The organism is Lichenibacterium minor (genome assembly GCF_004137685.1).
Classification (GTDB): Bacteria; Pseudomonadota; Alphaproteobacteria; order Rhizobiales; family Beijerinckiaceae; genus Lichenihabitans; species Lichenihabitans minor.
Genome location: NZ_QYBB01000008.1, coordinates 1 through 17632, shown reverse-complemented (window position 1 = coordinate 17632; position 17632 = coordinate 1). Strand labels below are relative to the sequence as shown.

The following is a 17632-nucleotide window of genomic DNA, read 5'->3' as shown; positions in this document are numbered from 1 at the left end:
CGGCTTCCTTCCGCTGATGCGCCAGCGTATCAGGGTCCGCACCGCGCTTCCATCGGCGGAAAGCGCCGTCCTGCCGACGGAACGTCGGTCAAACGCGGCTTCAGGCGAGGATTCCACCATGGACGCCAGCGACATCAAGATCCTCGACATCCTGCAGGCGGACGGCCGCATCACCACGAGCGACCTCGCCGAGCGGCTCCGCCTGTCGCCCACCGCGACGGGCGAGCGGCTGCGGCGGCTGACGCGCGACCGCGTGATCACCGGCTACGGGGCGCGGCTCGACCCCGCGCTCCTCGGCCTGGGGCTCCTGGTCTTCGTGGAAGTGTCGCTCGACAAGACCACGTCCGACGCCTTCGACCTGTTCGCCCGCGCCGTGCGGGCGACGCCCGAGATCCTGGAATGCCACATGGTGGCGGGCGGCTTCGATTACCTCGTCAAGGCGCGCGTCGCCGACATGGGCGCCTACCGGCGCCTGCTCGGCCACGTGCTCGTGGGGCTGCCCGGCGTGCGCGAAACCCGCACCTATGCGGTGATGGAGGAGGTGAAGCGGGACGGCCCGCTGCCGCTGCGGGGCGCGCGGGCGGGGTGAGGGACGGGCGGCGCGCGGGCGGGCCCGTGAAGCGCTCGCGCCCGTCCGCCTCGTGGTCGGGAGGCCCGGTCCGCCCCCGAACCGATCTCGGGCCGCTCCCGGGAACCGGGCCCGGTCAGCCGGCCCGCGTGACGCCCGACCGCGGGCCGGGGCGGTCGGGCCCGGCCTTGGCGCCGAGCTTCCGGACGGCGCGGCGCGCGCGGCGGAGATTCTCGGCCCAGGCGGGATGACGCCGCAGCTCCGTTTCCAGCGCCGCCCGCACCCGCATCGCGGCGACCACCGACCGCCCGACCGGGGTGAGGGGCTGGACGACCTCGTCGAGGGCGCGCGTTTCGACGCCGAAATCCTTCTTGTAGGGCAGGTCGCCCACGGTGAAGTCGAAGTAGGTCACCCCCTCGGCGCGCGCCCATCTCAAGCAGTCGGCGACGATCTGAAGCCCCGGCGAAGCGTTGCGCCAGGCGTCCTCCATGCTGGTCGTCAGCAGGATGCCGTGGAACGTGGCGCCGTGGACGAGGCCGTAGGCGGCGGCGATCCACGCGCCGTCGACGGACAGCCCGAACAGCTTCACGGGCCCGCTCGACAACCCGTCCAGGGCCGCGGCCCGATAGAAGGACTCGATCTCCGGTCGGGCCAGGAGGTCGAACCGGCCGAGCGCGGCGAAGCGGGCGCGGCGCTGTTCCACCAGGGCGGCGAAGATGTCCTCCACCTCGTCCGCCGTGCCGGCCCGCGCGAACCGGACCGGCCCCGCCCGTTCGAGGCGCCGGCGCTGCTTCCCCAGGTCCCGCAGCGTGCTCGATCGGCACAAGCGCTGGAGCAGGGTTTCCGCGTCGCCGTCGATGGCGACCCCGGACGCGCTCAGCGCCATGGGGCGGCGGCCCGGCAGCGCCGCGATGGGGTTGGGGTGTGCGCCGACCCGCGCCGGGACCTGGCGGATGTGGATCAGGTCCGCGTGCGGCAGCACCGCCAGAACCGCGGCCCAGGCCGCCACGGCCTCGGCCGGCGACAGGGGCTGGCCTTCGGCGAGGAGGGGGGCGGCGTAGTCGCAGAGGCCGAGGTCGAACCAGGTGACGACGCGGTGGGCGCGGCGGCGCACCAGGGCGAGCGGGACGATCATCGCCGGCCGCCCCGTGTCCCGGTCGAGCACTTCCACGAGGAGCGGGCGGGCGCGCTCGGCGTCGGCGACGTGGGCCAGGATCTGGCGGACCCAGTCCAGCCGCTGGTAGGCCGTGGCGGCGCCGGCCGTTTCCAGGGTGCGCCAGGCGGCGGCGATGGGCCCGAGCGACTCGTGCAGGCGAGCTTCGAACCTGCGCGGGGCCGCCGGGGCCGGTGCCGCCGGATCCAGGGCGAGATCGAGAAACATCGTGTGTCCTTGAAGGGGTTCAGGCTTCGCCGGCCCGGTGGGAACGGGAATCGAACGGGTGCCGGCGCGCGGAGCGCCGGTCCAGCACGCCCGAACATGCGACCAGCACGATCGCTTCGGACGCCAGGAGGCCGAGGATCGACCAGGCGGGGGTCGACGCCACCAGGAGCAGGGCCACGAGCGACGCGCCGACGATCGCCGCCACGGCCGACACCAGGGCCAGGAAGCGGAACGCACCCCGCGTTTCGAGCAGGATCCGCGGCGCCGCGTAGCCGAGCGAGACGGCGGACACGAACCACATCAGGGCCGTGATGAGGCCGAAGGGCTCGCCCTCGAAGCGGCCGCCGAATAGGTGGGACCGGACGAACGGGAAGGCCGCCAGCAGGACGAGGCCGTAGGCGAGCGCGCCGCCGGCGATCAACGACCCGGCCTTCCGCACGAGGTCGCGCCGGCGGCGCGCGTCGCCCGACGCTAGGGCGGCGGCGATCTCGGGCTGGAGCATGTTCAGCAGCGCGCCCGCCGTCAGCCGCAGCGGGGCGAAGAGCACAAGGGACGCCGCGATCGGCGCATAGGCCTCGGGACCCGCCACCAGGGCCACCAGCAGCGTCTGCCCCTGGCCCTGGAGGTTGGTCGTCGTGACGCCGACGAGGGACCAGGTCAGCTTGCCCCGCAGCGCCCCGTAGCGCCGGCGCGTCGCGGGCCCGAAGCTCACGCGCACGGGTTCGCCCAGGGCCAGGAGCGACACCGCGCATCCGAGCGCATGCGCGCAGGCCAGCGCCAGGAACACGCCGTCGATCCGGGCCATGCCGGATCCGTGGATCAGGCCCAGGCCCAGGGCCGTGCCGCCCAGCGCGAAGGCGAGGTCGCCCAAACAGGCTTCCCGCGGGCGCCGCTTGGCGAACAACGCCAGGCGCAGGTAGCTGCGCAAGCACCACAGTCCCACGAAGGCGCCACCCTCGACGGGGTTGGCGCCGGGCATGAGCAGGAGAGCCGCGGCGACGCCGAGCCCGAACAGGGCGGACACCGCCACGGCGCCCGACCCGAACGTCACCTCGTAGGCGCGCGACGAGCGGTGGTCCGGGCGCCGCGGCACGTAGGTGCCCGCCGGCACGCCGGCCAGGGCCCGGACGTAGGTGAGGCCGATCCCGCCCACCAGGAAGATGATGGCGAAGAGGCCGTAGTCGGCCTGGCTCAGGGTGTGGACCAGCGCGATGTTCAGCCCGAAGTGGAAGGCGCTCTGCACGACTTCGCCGCCGAGCATGAGGGCGAAGCGACCGCCCATCATGGGTGGGCCGCCGACGGCACGGCATCGGCCGACGGCGCGGCGCCCCGGTCGAGCACGGCTCCGAGCACCTCCAGCATGGCGTGGTCGATCGCGGCGCCGCCGAAGACGGCCTCGTAGCGCTTTCGCGCGGCCTCCGCGTAGGGGCGCCACCCGCCGGGGTCCGCCACGGCGGACGCGAGCGTGCCGGCGAGGGCGGCGGCGTCGCCGGGCGGAACGATCCAGCCGCTGCGCCCGTGCTCGACGATCTCGGGCAGCCCGCCGATGTCCGACACGATCGGCGGCTTGCCGTGCGCCATCGCCTCGATGGCGACCCGGCCGAGCGACTCCGGCAGGCGCGACGGCACCGTCACGATGTCGGCCCATCGGAAATGGGGGGCCGGATCGGAGGTGAAGGGCAGCAGCACGACGCGATCCGACAGGCCCGCCGCCACGATGGACGCCGCGAGGGCGCGCTCCCGCGCCTCGTCCTCGAAGGCGCTCCCGACGATCCGCACCTCCACCCTGGCGCGGATGTCGCCGGGCAGGCGGCGGAGCGCGTCGACGAGCACGTCCTGGCCCTTGATCCGGCTGACGCGCCCCAGCATCAGCACCCTGAGGGGGCGGCTGCCGTCGTACGGGGCGGCGGCGGCCGGCCCGGGATCGGAGATGCGGTTGTAGATCACCCGCCGCGGCCCGCCCGCCGGCAGCGCGAAGGTCCGCGCGGTGGCGCGCGAGTTCAGCACCACGGAAGCGCGGCTCCAGCGCACCAGGGCCCGAAGCGCCGCGAGGGCGGGCCCTTCGGGAATCTCGTGGATGTGCAGCACCGTGCGGCCGGGCATCAGCCCGGACGCCAGCAGGTAGTCGACCACCACGCAGGTGTTCACGTAGACGAGGTCGCTCCGGCGGATGCGGGCCGCCGCCCGGGCCACGGCGGCGGGCAGCCGCGCCATGCCGACCGTGGCGAGCTTGGGCAGGTCGCGCCGCCGCAGGATCCACAGCGGCTCGACGGTGACGTCGACGTCGAGGGCGGACAGGGCGGCGACGATCGGGCCGCGGCGCGGCAGCACCACGTCGATCCTCGCCCCCGGATGCGCCGAGCGGACCAGCCGCACGGTGTCGACGAAGGCGCGGTCGGACCCGTAAAGCTCGAAGCCCTGGTGGACGCAGGTGATCACCGTCATTCTCGTTCCCGCCAGACGCCGATGAGGACTGCCGGATGAGACCTGTGCGCCGCGTTTCGGCAAAGAAGTCTAAACGTGAAAGCAACGCTTCCTGCGTATCGAAGGACAGCAGCATTCTCCTGCGAGCCTGCTTCACGCCCGTTTAACCATCATCCGTGGGTCACAATGAACGAGCTTTCCCCATCGGTGTTGATTTTGGGCACCCGCGGCATCCCCGCGGCGCATGGCGGGTTCGAAACGTTCGCCGAGCGCCTGGCCCTGTTCCTCGTCGCCCGGGGCTGGACGGTCGGCGTGTACTGCCAGAAGGACGTCGATCGGGTCGAGAACCGCGTATCGGTGACGCGGTGGAGCGGGATCGACCTCATCCACGTCGAGGTCGCCTCGCGGGGGCCGAAGGCGACGCTGGAGTTCGACGGCCGGTGCGTGCTCGACGCGGCGCGGCGCGGCGGCGTGTGCCTCGTCCTCGGCTACAATGGAGCGCTGTTCCTGCCGCTGCTCCGCCTGTTCGGACGGACCATCATGACCAACATGGATGGGATCGAGTGGCGGCGGCCCAAGTGGTCCTGGCCCGTGCGGGCCTGGTTCTGGGTCAACGAATGGATCGCGGCCTGGACCTCGCACCGCCTCGTCGCCGACCATCCCGCCATCGCCGACCATCTCGCCACCCGGCGCTCCCGCGACGCCATCCTGACGATCCCCTATGGCGGCGACCCCGTCCGGTCGACGTCCCCGGCGCCGATCCGGGCGCTCGGCCTCGTCCCGGGCGGGTACATGGTGTCGATCGCCCGGATCGAACCGGACAACTCGATCCTGGAGATCGTCCAGGCGTTCTCCCGCGAGCGGCGCGGCGCCAGGCTGGTCGTGCTGGGCAAGCTGGACGACGCCGTCCCCTACCATGCGGCGGTGCGGGCCGCGGCCAGCGACGAGGTGATGTTCGCCGGGCCGATCTACCACGCCGGGACGGTGCAGGCGCTGCGCTACCACGCGCGCGCGTACCTCCACGGCCACACGGTGGGCGGCACCAACCCGTCGCTGGTGGAAGCGCTCTGGGCCGGCAACGCCGTGATCGCGCACGACAACCCCTACAACCGGGCGACGGCCGGGGACGGGCAGGCGTTCTTCGACGGCGTGGACGCCTGCGCCCGCGCCATCGCGGCCCTGCTGTCCGACGACGAGCGTCGGGAGCGGGCCCGGCAGGCGGCCTTCGCCCAGGCGTCGCTGTTCGATTGGCCGACCATCCTGGAAGCCTACGAGACCGCGCTGCTGAGCCTCGGCGGGCATGCCTGGAGCGCTGCCGCGTGCGGCGATGAGGCCGCGGCCGTGCCGGCCGCCGTGTGCCGGACGGGCTCCGACGGGTGACGGGCCGCCGCCCCGCCGGCCTGACGCGCCGCGCCCTGCTGGCCGGCGGCGCGGCGCTCGGCGTCGCGCGTCCGGCCGAGGCCGCGCCGCCGCCACTGTCCCTGCGGAGGGGCCTCAACCTTTGGCCATGGTTCTCGCTGACGCGCGAGTTCCCGCCGCCGCGGACGGACTACGGGTGGCCCCCGTTCCAGCCGGGGCGCTCCGTGCCGACCGCGGGAGACCTGTCCCGGCTGGCCGGCTCCGGCTTCGACTTCGTCCGGCTCCCGGTCGATCCCGGGCCCTTTCTGGCCTTCACGGGAGCGCGCCGCGACCTGTTGCTGGCGCAGCTCGACGACGCCGTGGCGTCGGTCCGGGACGCCGGCCTGAGCCTGGTCCTGAACGTCCAGGCGAACGGGGCGACGCATCACTTCACCCCCGGAAACCTGTACGACGGCACGTCCTCGCCCCTGTTCCCCCGCTACCGCGACCTCGTCGCCGAGTTCGCGCGGAGGCTCGACCGGCACGGCCCCGATGGGCTGGCGCTCGAACCCGTCAACGAGCCGCCGCAGGCCTGCGGCGCGGCGCGGTGGACGGAGGTGCAGGGTGAGCTGATGACCGCGGCCCGGGGTGCGGCGCCGCGCCTGACGCTGGTCGCCACGGGGGCCTGCGGGGGCCTGATCGACGGCCTCGTCGCGCTCGACCCCGCGGCCCTGCGGGCGGCCGGGCCGACCCTCTTCACCTTCCACTTCTACGAGCCCTACCTGTTCACCCACCAGGGTGCGCCCTGGATGCGCGAACCGGTCTACCGCGCGCTCAACGGGGTGCCCTGGCCATCCTCGGCCGGCACTCTGGACGGGACGCTGGCGGCGGTGCGCGCCCGCATGGCGGCCGACACCGCCGCGCCGTCCGCCGACCGGGACGCGGTGTATCGCGTCACCGAGGCCAAGCTGCGGGAATACTTCGAGGCCCGGCCCGACCGAGGCTTCGTCGACCACGCGCTGTCGGCCGTTCGCGCCTGGGCGGACCGCTGCGGCATCCCGCCCGCCCACGTGGTGATGGGCGAGTTCGGGGCGCTGGGGAGCGGCGACGGCATGGTGGCGGCGGCGGCGGACGACCGGGCGCGCTACATCGAGGACGTGCGCCGCAGCGCCGAAGGGTTCGGCCTGCCCTGGGCGATGTGGACGGCGTTCGGCCCCATGGGGCTGATCGACCCGGCCAGCCGCGCCTTCGACCGCCCCATCGCGCGGGCGCTGGGGCTGAGCCGGCCGGGCTGAGCGCGCGGCGGCCCGGGCCCGGGGCCGTCAGCGGCGGTCCGGCTGGCGATACAGCGCCAGGGCGAGCACGGCGAACTTGGCCAGCAGCGTCGTCTTCCCGCCCAGGCTTTCGAACGTGTTGGCCAGGATGGCGAAGGCCAGCATGGGCAAGGCCACGCCGCGCCGGCACCGTCGCCCCGCCTCGACCAGGAACAGCGTCACGGCCCCCAGCAGCAGCGCCGTCATGACGGCGCCGTGGTAGAGCAGCGTGCGGATCACGGGGTTCTCGATGCCCCATTCCAGCCCGTCGATGCGGCGCAGCGTGTCGACCAGTTCCGTTTCGGGCGCCAGCACGACGTCGCGCAACGGCAGCTGCCCGAAGAGGTCGAACATGGCCACGCGGGCGTTGGCGCTGCCGCCGTCGTCGGTGAACCGGTCGAGCAGGGCGTCGAAGAAGCCGCCGGACGCGAGGATGCCGATGCCGAGCGGCACGAGCGGCAGCACCAAGAGCGCCGCGGCCGCGCCGAGGATGGGGACGCGCCCCGTCGACAGCAGCCGGTGGAGGCGAACGAGCCCGTGGACCCCGCCCAGCGCCAGCGTGACCACGATGGCGGAGCGCCCCCCGAAGGCCACGAGAGCGGCGCATTGGAGCACCGTCATGCCGACCTTCGCGGCGGGGGACAGGCCGCCCCCGCCGGTGAGGAGGGCCAGCACGTAGCAGGCCGTCAGCGTCGCGTTGCCGAGGGGGTGCCCCTGCAGGGACGCCGAACGCGTGTCGGTTTCGAAGACCGCGCCGTCGAACCGGTAGGGGAAGAAGCGCTCGCCGCTGGCGAACTCGAAGAGGCCGAGCAGCGCGTTGGCGAGCATGACGGCGTGAACGACGTATTCGAGGCGGAGCATCGCGGCGGGCACGAGGTCGGCCAGCAGGATGGCCAGGAGACCGGGCAGCACGAAGGTGTCGAGCGTCCCCGCGACGCCGGGAGCCCCCCGCAGGGCGACGTCGAGGAAGAAGGCCACGCCCACCACGGCCAGGAGCAGGCCGCCGGGCCGCCGCCGGGCCGCCGACGCCAGGTAACCGGCCGGGTTGCCGGAGCGGACCGCCGCCCAGCCGACGAGCAGAAGCGTCAGATAGGTGGAAGGATGCAGCTTCTGGGGCGCCGAGCCGGTCAGGCCGTCGTAGTTGATCCCGAGCGTCCACAGGAGGCCGCCCGACACCGCCAGGATGATCGCCGCGTCGACGAGCAGCAGGGTGTCGGCCAGCGGCACGGACCGGTTCCGCACCGCCGGGGTCGCCCATCCTTCCCCGGAGGGGAGCGCCGCCGCCCGGGACCGAGGCGACGGTCGGGCCGTCACGCGGCGCTCCGGCGTCCGACCAGCACCGAGGCCGTGAGGGGCCTGCCGACCACGGCCGCGGCCTTGAGGAGGTCGAGGGCGTAGCTTTGCGGGGTGACGCCTTCGCAGAAGACGGCCAGGAGCTGGTCAGCCGCGGCCGTCAGGGGCCCGGCGGCGAGATTGGCGGGCAGGCTGCCGCCGTCGATGACGACGGTGTCGAAGGAGCCGGCGAGGTCGCCGAGGAAGCGGCGGCCCCCGTCCCGCCCGAAGGGATTCCCCGCCCCCCCGACCCTGCGCCCGAGGCCGATCCACCAGGCCCCGGTGCGGGGATCCTCCGTGGCGGCATCCCGCGCGCGGCACTCGCCTCGCAGCACGTCGAGCAGGCCGGCGTCGTCGGCCCCCGGTCCCCCGAGATCCGCGTCGACGACCAGCACGCGTCCGCCGCGCCTCACCTCCGAAGCGGCCAGCAGGTCCAGCACGTCGTGGCGCAGGGCGCCTTCGGACGGCGCGCCCGTGACCATCACGCTCGCCACGCGGGAGCGGCCCAGGGGACGGGCGAGACAATGGAGGCCGTCGACCACGAGCGCGGCCGACAGCTGGGCCGCCCCGTCGGGCGGGCCGGACAAGGCCGGCATGGTGGCGAGCACGGGGACGCCCAGGAGCCGCTCGACCTGGCGGGACGACAGCAGCGTGGGCTTCCAATATTCGCGCCCCATCGCCAGCCCGGCGCCGACGCTGAGGCCGCCGACGAGCGCCGCGAGCACGATCACGAGCCGCGGCGGCCAGCTGGCGTCGACGGGCGGGATGGCGGAGCCGATGACGCGCGCGTTGGCGGGATCGACGTTGGCCTGCTCGGTGATCTGGCGGGACCGCAGGAGGAAATCGTTGTACACCGTGCGCCGCGTTTCGACGTCCTGTTCCAACTCGCGCATGCGCCCGGACGAGCCCGCGGTCGCCACGGCCTTGCTCTGCAGGGCGGCGAGGGTCGCGGTGAGGGACGCTTCGTTGGCCAGGGCGCGGCGGTAGTCGGTCGTGGCGCCGCGGCCGATGCGCCCCAGTTCCGCGCCGATGAGCCGCTCGACGTCGGCTTCCTGCGCCTGCACGGCCAGGAGGTCGGGATGGCGGCTCCCGAGGTGCATGCGCAGATCCGCGTCCTTGCTCGACAGCTCGGCATATTGGCTGCGGAGCCGCTCGACGACGGTGGAGTTCAGCGCTTCCTGCGTGGTCGCCCCGTCGGCGGCGGGGTCGCGCGGATCGCGGACCCGGCGGAGGCGGCTCGCGGCTTCGGCGGTGCGGCCCTGCGCGGCGACCAGCCGGGCGTTGACGTCGCTCAGCTGTTGCTCGTTCACCAGGCGACCGCTGGACGCGATCAGCCCGTTCTCGGCCTTGAAGGCGGCGAGGCGTCGTTCCGCCGCCTGGAGGTCGGTCCTCAAACCGTCGAGCCTCGCGTGCAGCTCGCCGGCGGCGCGCGACGCCGCCTGGACGCGGGCTTCGGCGCCGTCCGCCAGATAGGCGTCCGCGATGGCGTCGGCGATGCGGGCCGATTTCGAGGGGTCCGCGGTGGTGACGACCACGTCCACGACGAACACCTTGTCGGCCCGCTTCACGGCCAGCTTCCGCCGCAGCGCCGCCAGCGCGTCGGCGTCCAGCTCGCGCCCGTCGCGTCGGGCCGGGGCGTGCAGGACGATGCGCTTCAGCGTCGGGACGATCCCGTCCGCGGGCGGCACGAACTCGGGGTCGTCGGCGAGGCCGGTCGCCCGCACGGCGCGCAGCAGAACGGCGTTCGACTGGATGACCTTGACCTGGCTTTCCACCTGCGTCACCCCCCCGTCGGGCGCGACCGCGCTGGGGGTGAGGTCGTTCGTGACGACCTGTCGGTCGCGCGGGTCGATCAGGATCTGCACCGAGGCCGTGTAGAGGGGCGTGGTCCAAAGGCCGTAGGCCAGGGCCGCGGCGCCGAACAGCGACGTCGTCGCGACGATGAGGCGGCGGCGGTGCGACAGGATCGACCACAGGTCGCCGATCTCGGCGGTCGTGTCCGGCCCCTGCGGCATCGGCGCGGCATCGAGGTCGGGCACGTCCGGGGGGCCGGGCGCGAGGACCTCGGCGGCCTGGGCGATGGTTGACCGCCGATGGTTCAAGACAGCGCTCCCCACGTGCCGGCCTCCCGTCCGCGCACCGTCCGACGCCCGGCCCGTTGGGGCGGGGAGGAAGCGGCAGGCCAGGCCGACGATACCCGGCTCGCCCGACGATGCGTCCGTCGCGGAAGTGCGGCGTGCGGATCTGCGGGACCGACCCGCAATATGTCGTCCCACCGTAAACAAATCCCCCGCGGCCGACGGGCGGTTGTCCGGGCCCTTCAGGATTTGAGCACGAGTCCTGTCGGATGATCGCGGGCGAAGCGGGCCCGCGACGCCGTGGGGGCGGCCGCGGCGCTCGACGCGAGGCGGCACGGCATGCATGTGAGGCTGAGACTGGACGCCCGCCGGCCACGGCGGTGGCACGCGCTGTTGGCGGCCGAGCTTTCCGACGGGTTCGGATGTGCCGTCGACTTCGACCTTCGGCCGAGCCCCGACCCGTGGACGGGCTCGGCCGACCTGCTGTTCCGCCTGGAAGCGGCGATCCACCGCCTGCCCGACGCCCATATGGCGGCGCCCGCGCGGCCGTCGGACCTCGCCCGCTGGCCGGGAATCGGGCCGGCCCGGCCCGACATCGTCGTCGACCTGTGCGGCGACGTGCCGAAGACGGCCGCCCCGCGCGTGTGGACGCTGAGCTACGACGGCGTTCCGGGGGAACGGGGGCTGCTGGCGGCGCTGCTCGACGACCGCCCGCCGATCGCGGCGCTGGCCGAGGGCGACCGGGTGCTGGAAGTCGGCCGGATCGGCACCGAAGTCCGCGGCGTGGTCCGGACGGCCTTCGAGGACGGCCTGTCGCGCAGCACGACGCTGATCGCCGCGGCCGTGGCGAAATCCCGGATGCCGGGGACCGCCGCCCCGCCGCCGTGGGACATCCCGCCCCGCGCGCCATCGCCCCGCCTCGGCCTGGGCGATGTCGCGGGGCGCGCGGGGCGGGCCGGGGCCGGGGCGCTCGTGCGCCGCTTGTACCGCCTGGGCTTCAACGGGCCGCATTGGCGCGTGGGCTGGCGGCGGCTCGACGGACCCGACGTGGCGTCGCTCGGGCACCACCCGGCGGGCGGCTGGCAATCGCTGCCCGACGACGGGTCGCGCTTCTACGCCGACCCCTTCCCCATCGTCCACGACGGCACCTGCACGCTCTTCGTGGAAGACTACGTCCACGCCAAAGCCAAGGGCGTCATCTCGGCCGTTCGCTTCGGCCCCGACGGCCCCCTGGGCACCCCGGTGCCGGTGCTCGAGGAGCCGCACCACCTGTCCTACCCCTTCGTCTTCGCGCGGGACGGGGCCGTGTGGATGGTGCCGGAAAGCTGCGCGAACGGCACCGTCGACCTGTACCGGGCGACCGCCTTCCCCGGCGGCTGGGTGAAGGAGGCGACGCTGCTCAGCGGCGTGACGGCCAGCGACGCGACGCTGTTCGAGCGGGACGGGCGCTGGTGGATGTTCGCCACGCTGCGCCACGCCGCGGCGGCGGCGCCGCTCGGGCGGGGCTGCTTCTCCGACGCGCTCCACCTGTGGTCGGCGCCCGGCTTCCGGGGCCCCTGGACGCCCCACGCCGCGAACCCGGTCCTGATCGACATCGCGGCGGCCCGGCCGGCCGGGCGCGTCGTCGAGCGGGACGGACGGCTGATCAGGCCCGTCCAGGACTGTTCGGCGGGCTACGGCGCCGCCCTGGCCCTGGCCCGCATCGACCGGCTCGACGACGAGGGCTTCGGCCAAACGGTCGTGGCGCGCTTGGCGCCGGGGCCGTCCTGGCCGGGGAGCCGGCTCCACACGCTGAACGCCGCCGGCGGTTTCGAGTTCATCGATGGCTCGGCGCGGGCGCTCCGGTTCGCCCCGCTGGCCGCCCGCCTGCGCCGCGGCGCCGGAGCCCCGCCGCGCACGGACGCGCCTGCGCTGGCCCGCGACCCCGCCGCCGTCCGGTGACCCCGCCCCGTCCCGGCGCGGGCCCGCCGGGACGGGGCGTCACCGCGCGGGACACAGCGCGTCGATGACGTGGCGCCCGACGTAGTTGCGCATCCTTCGCGCCTTCCAGGGCAACCCCGTCGCGGTGCCGATGGCGCGCGCATAAACGCTGGCCCGCAGGCTTTCGGCGTCCGAAGCCGCCTTCACGGGGTCCGCGTAGAAATCCGCCGTGGCCGCACGGTCGATGTTCGGCAGGTCCATCCAGCGCGGCACGTAGACCCGGCAGAGCCGCTCGACGTCGACCAGCACCTTGCCGATGCCGGTGCCGGGGATGGGGCAGGTGTTGAGGTAGGCGTCCCCGATCAGGACGACGCCGTCGCGGGCGGGATCTTCGGCCCGCACGAGGTCGATGGGCCGGACCTCGACGGCCCCCGCGACCGCGAGGTCCGGGCACAGTCGCCGGAGGCGGGGCAGGAGCGCCGCGAGACCCTCGCTCGGCGCGGAGGCGAAGGCGCGCGTCCAGGCGTCCCCGGGTTCGCGATACGCGAACAGGTTGGCGCGCATCGTGTCGCCCAAGGGGAACAGCGTCAGGTAGGCGGCCGCCATGCCGAACGATTCGGCGTAATAGGTCAGGGACTGGAAGGGGAAGTCCCGGCGCGGTGCCCGCATGTCGAAGCCGATCGACAGGGAATGGCGCGGGCTGATCGACGTGCGCGAGATGCCGACCTTGCGCCGCACCGCGTCGCCGAGCCCCGTCGCGATGACGACCAGCCGGGCCGAGATGCGGCGCCCGTCGGCCAGGACCACCGTCCGTCGATCCCCCCCGGGCAGGATGTCGTCGATGCGGCCGACCGTCAGCGCCGATCCGCCCGGGAGGTCGGCACGGAGGCGGTTGACGAGGTTGGTGTAGGAGATCCCGTATTCGCGGCGACGCTCCCGCCGGATCAACGTCCCGAACCGCACGACGGTGACCTCGTCCACGGGCGTGGTGACCGAAGCCGCGCTCGCCCCGACGCCCAGGCGCTCGAACTGGTCCATCTGGGGCTGACCCAGCTTTTCGGCGCGGAAATCGTGCGGGTAGACGCCCCTGGGATCGATGAGGGCCGTCGCATATCCGGCCTTCGCCAGCACGCTGGCGGCGCAGGTGCCGGCGAGGCCCGCGCCGATCACCGCCACATCGACGTTCCGCATGTCAGACGTCATCGTCGCTCCCCCATCGTCACCGCTCCGGACGGCAGGCCCCTTCTCACGTCCTATCCAGCATGCCTTAAGGATTGATGGTCCGCGGAATCGACGCCGGGGGGCGCGCCCCCGTCAAATCGACCGGCCCCACCTGTCACCGACCGCCGCCGGCGAGCGCGGGTCCGTCAGTCTCCGCCGCGGCCGGCGGTCGAGTGCAAGCCGAAGGCGGCACCGCGCTTGGCTGAAAGCGGTCCGCCGCGCCGGATCCGGATCGACCGCAGCGGGGACGGGGCTCCTGCCCGCGCCCCAGCATCGTTCCGGGTCGTCCTGCCACGAGGGCGCGCTCCCATCGTCCGCCGGCGCGTCCCCGGCCCCCGGCCGGACGGAACCGTGCCGACCGGCACCTCGCCGTGCGGCGTTGAAACGGCGATGCGCCCGTCGGGCCGTCCCACGTCCGACCGTCACGCCCGCGTCCGGCACCGGCCGGGAGCCGGCACCAGATCCGCACCTCCGCTTTCCGACGCTCGGGGCTTGCGGGGGCCCGCCGGTCCCGCTATACACCCGCTTGTCGGCGCCACGCGCGTCCGGCCAGTGTCGGAGTGTAGCGCAGCCTGGTAGCGCACCTCGTTCGGGACGAGGGGGTCGTAGGTTCGAATCCTATCACTCCGACCAAGCATATCAGTGGTTTACCAGAACCACTACCAATCACCCGCACAGTTATCCGCACAGAAACGGCCACGTCAGGTTCGTTTTCGGCCTCCTGGCCCGCATTTTCGGGGCCGGTCGACATGTCCGTGAGGCGCTGCACGGATGATCAGCGCTCTGCCAATCGGCCGGCCCCATATCGAGCGACCCGATCCGATGCAGGGCTGCGCGCGCAGGCAGCTGTTCCCGCGACTTGGCACCGGTTTGCTGGGCCGGCTCCGGACCAGCCGCGTTTTCGTGATCCAGCATGAGGAGTGCATGATCTCCGCGCCCGACCTGATCTGCGTTCTGCTGCTGGCCGCCATCGCCGCCACCCTGGCACTGTGCGTCATCCATAGGCCGATGCCATGAGCCCCAGCCCGTTCTCCCAGCCGGACCTGTTCGGCGAGGATGAGGCGCCTCCAACCCCGTCGCCGCGGGCCATCCGCGCCCGCGCCGCACCGTCCAAGCGGCAGCGTGGTGGGCCCTGGCTCGACCACGAGTGCGCCGCGCGGGTCCTCGACGCCCACGACGACTACCGCGTGCTCCGGCGCCTGCAGCCGCGATCCGTCGACCCTGCCTACCAGCTCAAGCCCGGCGAGGCCGTGGCCTGCATCGTCGACGTCGAGACGACGGGACTCGACCACAGTCGAGACGAGGTGATCGAGCTTGGCATGGTGGCCTTCGTGCACGACGCCGAGGGTCGCATCGGCCAGGTGATCGGCGCGCTGAGCATGCTGCACGAGCCCAAGGGCGAGATCAGCGCGGAGATCACGCGCCTGACCGGCATCACGGCCAAAATGGTGGCGGGCCAGGTCATCGACATGGCGGCTGTCCGCGCCCTGTTGGAGCCGGCCGAGACCGTGATCGCCCACAACGCCAAGTTCGACCGCGCGTTCTGCGAACGATTGGACGAGGCCTTCGTGCATCGCGCCTGGGCCTGCTCGGTCAACGAGGTGCCGTGGAGTGAGGCCGGTTTCGAGGGCGCCAAGCTCGGGTACCTCGTCAACGGCTGCGGCCTGTTCCACAACGGGCACCGGGCCGTGGACGACTGTCACGCGCTCCTGGAGGTGCTGGCTCATGTGCCTGATGGCGATGCGGGCCCGATGCTCGGCCACCTCCTGCGCTCATCAGGCCGCACGCGGGTGCGGATCTGGGCCGAGTGGGCGCCCTACGACATGAAGGACGTCCTCCGTGCCCGTGGCTATCGCTGGTTTGGTGGTAGCGATGGCCAGCCGAAGGCGTGGTGGACTGAGGTCGACGAAGATGACGTCGCGGCCGAGATGCGGTTCCTGGAGCGCGAGATCTACCTACGCGAGGTCGAGCTGCGCAAGGACGTAATGACCGCCTTCGAGCGCTACCGCCCTGGATAAGATGTCGATGGCGACGGTTCGCATGGTCGAACCGGCCTGGAAGATGAAGCTGTCGAGCAAGGGCATTCTGCCGCTGCTGTGGTAGCTCGCGCCGGGTAATCAGAACCTGCTCCCCACCTTTATCGAAGACGAAGCCGGCGCATCGGCGCTCGGCGACAGCTGGGTGCGAAAGCCGATGCACTCGCGAGAGGGGCGAACATCACCATCGTCGAGCGTGGCGCTGCGGCGGCGCGGACAGAAGGTCTCTACGACGGCCCTGAAGTCTTTCGGGCCTTTCACCCCTTGCCTGTGTTCGATGGCATGCGGCCCGTTGTCGGATCGTGGATCGTCGTCGGCCGCCCTTGCGGGATTGGCATTCGAGAGGATGCGATGGCGATCACTGGAACCGATCGCGCTTCGTGCCTAACGCCATCACGTGAGGCCGAGCGCTTCGGAGAAGGGCAATCATCGGACGCACGCACCTTTTTCCCTACCCTAACGGCCAAGCCTGCACTCTGCGCCTCAGCCAACCGCACCTGAGCAACGATACGACCCTTTGATGCATCTATCTGGCCTTTCGACGCACCGAAAACGGCTTGAAACGCAACTCTCGGAGCGCTATATGCACCTGGATGGCGCTCAATGATACTGCGCCGCAGGGACCGCCTTATGGAACATTTCCCCATCGTCCAGGCTCTTTGTCGCGCTGCGATGGCTGACGCCTCTCCTGCCACTCGTAAACAGGTCGAGCGCTTGCGCGACGCTTTGGCTAGAGATGGGAGTAGTAAAGAGTCAGGAGCGCTCACGAGCATCCTGACGACTGCTGATCGCACTCACGAGATTGCCCCGAGCCGAATCGAAAGATCGAGATCCAAGGCCGTCGGCGAAGTACTAACACGAAGCACTCCGGTGCCAGTTGACCGCGAGACAGCAGCTGCTCTTGCGGATATTTTTTTCCCGGCAGATATTCAGCAGGGAGCACCGTTGTTCGATTCCATCGTCAGTTATGCGATTGAGACGATCGTGGAAGAGTGGGCTCACTACGACGCCATGTCTGCTCTGGACATTCGACCGTCAAAGACTTGTCTGATTTATGGAGAGCCAGGGACCGGCAAAACGCGCCTCGCTCTCTGGATTGCGCAACGACTAGACCTGCCTGTCATCTCGGTTAAGCTCGACGGCCTAGTATCTTCCTTCCTTGGAACGACTGCTAGGAACATCGGAAATCTTTTCAATTTCGCAAACCGTTATCAGTGCATACTGCTTCTTGATGAGTTTGACGCTATAGCGAAAGTGCGTGACGATCCGCAGGAAGTTGGTGAAATAAAGAGAGTAGTTAACACTCTGCTGCAAAACCTCGATCTGCGCCGTGATGTGGGATTTACAATTGGAATTACAAATCATCCCAAGCTATTAGACCCTGCCATTTGGAGAAGGTTCGAAGTCCAACTCGAGATTCCTAAACCAGACTTCGATCTACGGCGAGTTATAGCTGCTCATTTTATGAAGCCCGTTCAGGCGCCAGACGTTCATCTTCGTTTAATTTCTTGGTTCACTGAGGGAACGACCGGTGCGGAAATCGAGTCTCTTGTTCGGACGTATAAGAAGGTATTCACCTTACGTGATGATAACAAAAAGGGCTTGCTGGATACCTTGCGTCAGTTTGCGACGCTGAACTCCGCGCGCATAAAAACTGAGCGGCGTGCGTTGCTTTTCGGTGACTCGAAGTTGCTGTTTCAAGCCATGCGAGACGACCCGATCCTCGGGTTCACATTGGCCGATATTGGAGAAGTGTCGGGACGAGATAAATCCACCGTCAGTCGACAGCTTGGACGTGGTACAAAATCCAGCGATAGCGAGAATGTAAATGGCTAGCCCGATACAGATCGTTCTGAATCCTGCTAATTTCGAAGAAGCGCGAGACGCGGGAGGTGGTGGCGGGCGGAAAGACTTCTTCGCACACCGGAACGACGAGTTTCGTGCCTGAGCACCCATCAGTTTGACCGTTGGTCGTTGACGGGCTGACTCCTCCTGTGATTCAGGGCCTCTCGCTGATGCGG

14 protein-coding genes and 1 tRNA gene are annotated in these 17632 nt (G+C 71.3%); 9 read left to right on the top strand and 6 right to left on the bottom strand.

The features are described from left to right. Positions 1–118: 118 nt before the first annotated feature. The gene (locus tag D3273_RS09070; protein ID WP_129225661.1) at positions 119–589 is read left to right on the top strand and encodes an Lrp/AsnC ligand binding domain-containing protein; all 471 of its coding nucleotides are present in this window, start codon (positions 119–121) and stop codon (positions 587–589) included. 115 nt (positions 590–704) lie between these two features. On the opposite strand, the gene D3273_RS09065 is transcribed toward D3273_RS09070, so the two are convergent. The 3 genes from D3273_RS09065 to D3273_RS09055 are packed head-to-tail and all read right to left on the bottom strand — an operon-like array spanning position 705 to position 4394. Continuing rightward, on the bottom strand, positions 705–1949 hold the full coding sequence (locus tag D3273_RS09065) for a GNAT family N-acetyltransferase (protein ID WP_129225660.1): 1245 nt from the start codon (positions 1947–1949) through the stop codon (positions 705–707). Positions 1950–1968: 19 nt separating this feature from the next. Beyond that, the gene (locus tag D3273_RS28170) at positions 1969–3234 is read right to left on the bottom strand and encodes a lipopolysaccharide biosynthesis protein (protein ID WP_165359430.1); all 1266 of its coding nucleotides are present in this window, start codon (positions 3232–3234) and stop codon (positions 1969–1971) included. Next, on the bottom strand, positions 3231–4394 hold the full coding sequence (locus D3273_RS09055) for a glycosyltransferase (RefSeq protein WP_129225658.1): 1164 nt from the start codon (positions 4392–4394) through the stop codon (positions 3231–3233). The genes D3273_RS28170 and D3273_RS09055 overlap by 4 nt, the downstream gene beginning before the upstream one ends. 165 nt (positions 4395–4559) lie before the next feature. Between D3273_RS09055 and D3273_RS09050 the strand changes: the two genes are divergently transcribed. Beyond that, a complete protein-coding gene (locus D3273_RS09050; RefSeq protein WP_129225656.1) occupies positions 4560–5753 on the top strand; it encodes a DUF1972 domain-containing protein in 1194 nt (397 codons plus the stop codon). Further along, the gene (locus D3273_RS09045; RefSeq protein WP_245501079.1) at positions 5750–7006 is read left to right on the top strand and encodes a glycoside hydrolase family 5 protein; all 1257 of its coding nucleotides are present in this window, start codon (positions 5750–5752) and stop codon (positions 7004–7006) included. The genes D3273_RS09050 and D3273_RS09045 overlap by 4 nt, the downstream gene beginning before the upstream one ends. A gap of 27 nt (positions 7007–7033) precedes the next feature. On the opposite strand, the gene D3273_RS09040 is transcribed toward D3273_RS09045, so the two are convergent. After that, a complete protein-coding gene (locus D3273_RS09040; protein ID WP_129225654.1) occupies positions 7034–8251 on the bottom strand; it encodes a VpsF family polysaccharide biosynthesis protein in 1218 nt (405 codons plus the stop codon). Between the two features lie 83 nt (positions 8252–8334). Continuing rightward, positions 8335–10458, bottom strand: coding sequence for a GumC family protein (locus tag D3273_RS09035; RefSeq protein ID WP_245501078.1), 2124 nt, complete (start codon positions 10456–10458; stop codon positions 8335–8337). A gap of 369 nt (positions 10459–10827) precedes the next feature. On the opposite strand from D3273_RS09035, the gene D3273_RS09030 reads away from it, so the two are divergent. Next, complete coding sequence (locus D3273_RS09030) at positions 10828–12375, top strand: glucosamine inositolphosphorylceramide transferase family protein (RefSeq protein ID WP_342634265.1); 1548 nt, start codon at positions 10828–10830, stop codon at positions 12373–12375. A 39-nt stretch (positions 12376–12414) separates the two neighbouring features. Here the strand turns inward: D3273_RS09030 and D3273_RS09025 are convergent, their stop codons facing one another. Further along, positions 12415–13545 (bottom strand): FAD-dependent oxidoreductase, encoded by a 1131-nt coding sequence (locus tag D3273_RS09025; protein ID WP_165359429.1) that lies wholly within the window; start codon positions 13543–13545, stop codon positions 12415–12417. A 586-nt stretch (positions 13546–14131) separates the two neighbouring features. On the opposite strand from D3273_RS09025, the gene D3273_RS09020 reads away from it, so the two are divergent. The 5 genes from D3273_RS09020 (at position 14132) to D3273_RS09000 (ending at position 17447) form a co-directional block, all read left to right on the top strand. Continuing rightward, positions 14132–14208, top strand: a tRNA-Pro gene (locus tag D3273_RS09020). Between the two features lie 138 nt (positions 14209–14346). After that, positions 14347–14592 (top strand): hypothetical protein, encoded by a 246-nt coding sequence (locus D3273_RS09015; protein ID WP_129225648.1) that lies wholly within the window; start codon positions 14347–14349, stop codon positions 14590–14592. After that, entirely contained in the window at positions 14589–15593 is a 1005-nt protein-coding gene (locus D3273_RS09010) for a 3'-5' exonuclease (RefSeq protein ID WP_129225646.1), read from the top strand. The genes D3273_RS09015 and D3273_RS09010 overlap by 4 nt, the downstream gene beginning before the upstream one ends. A gap of 141 nt (positions 15594–15734) precedes the next feature. Further along, on the top strand, positions 15735–16112 hold the full coding sequence (locus tag D3273_RS29935; RefSeq protein ID WP_129225948.1) for a glutathionylspermidine synthase family protein: 378 nt from the start codon (positions 15735–15737) through the stop codon (positions 16110–16112). A gap of 129 nt (positions 16113–16241) precedes the next feature. Then, complete coding sequence (locus tag D3273_RS09000) at positions 16242–17447, top strand: AAA family ATPase (protein ID WP_129225644.1); 1206 nt, start codon at positions 16242–16244, stop codon at positions 17445–17447. Positions 17448–17632: the final 185 nt, after the last annotated feature.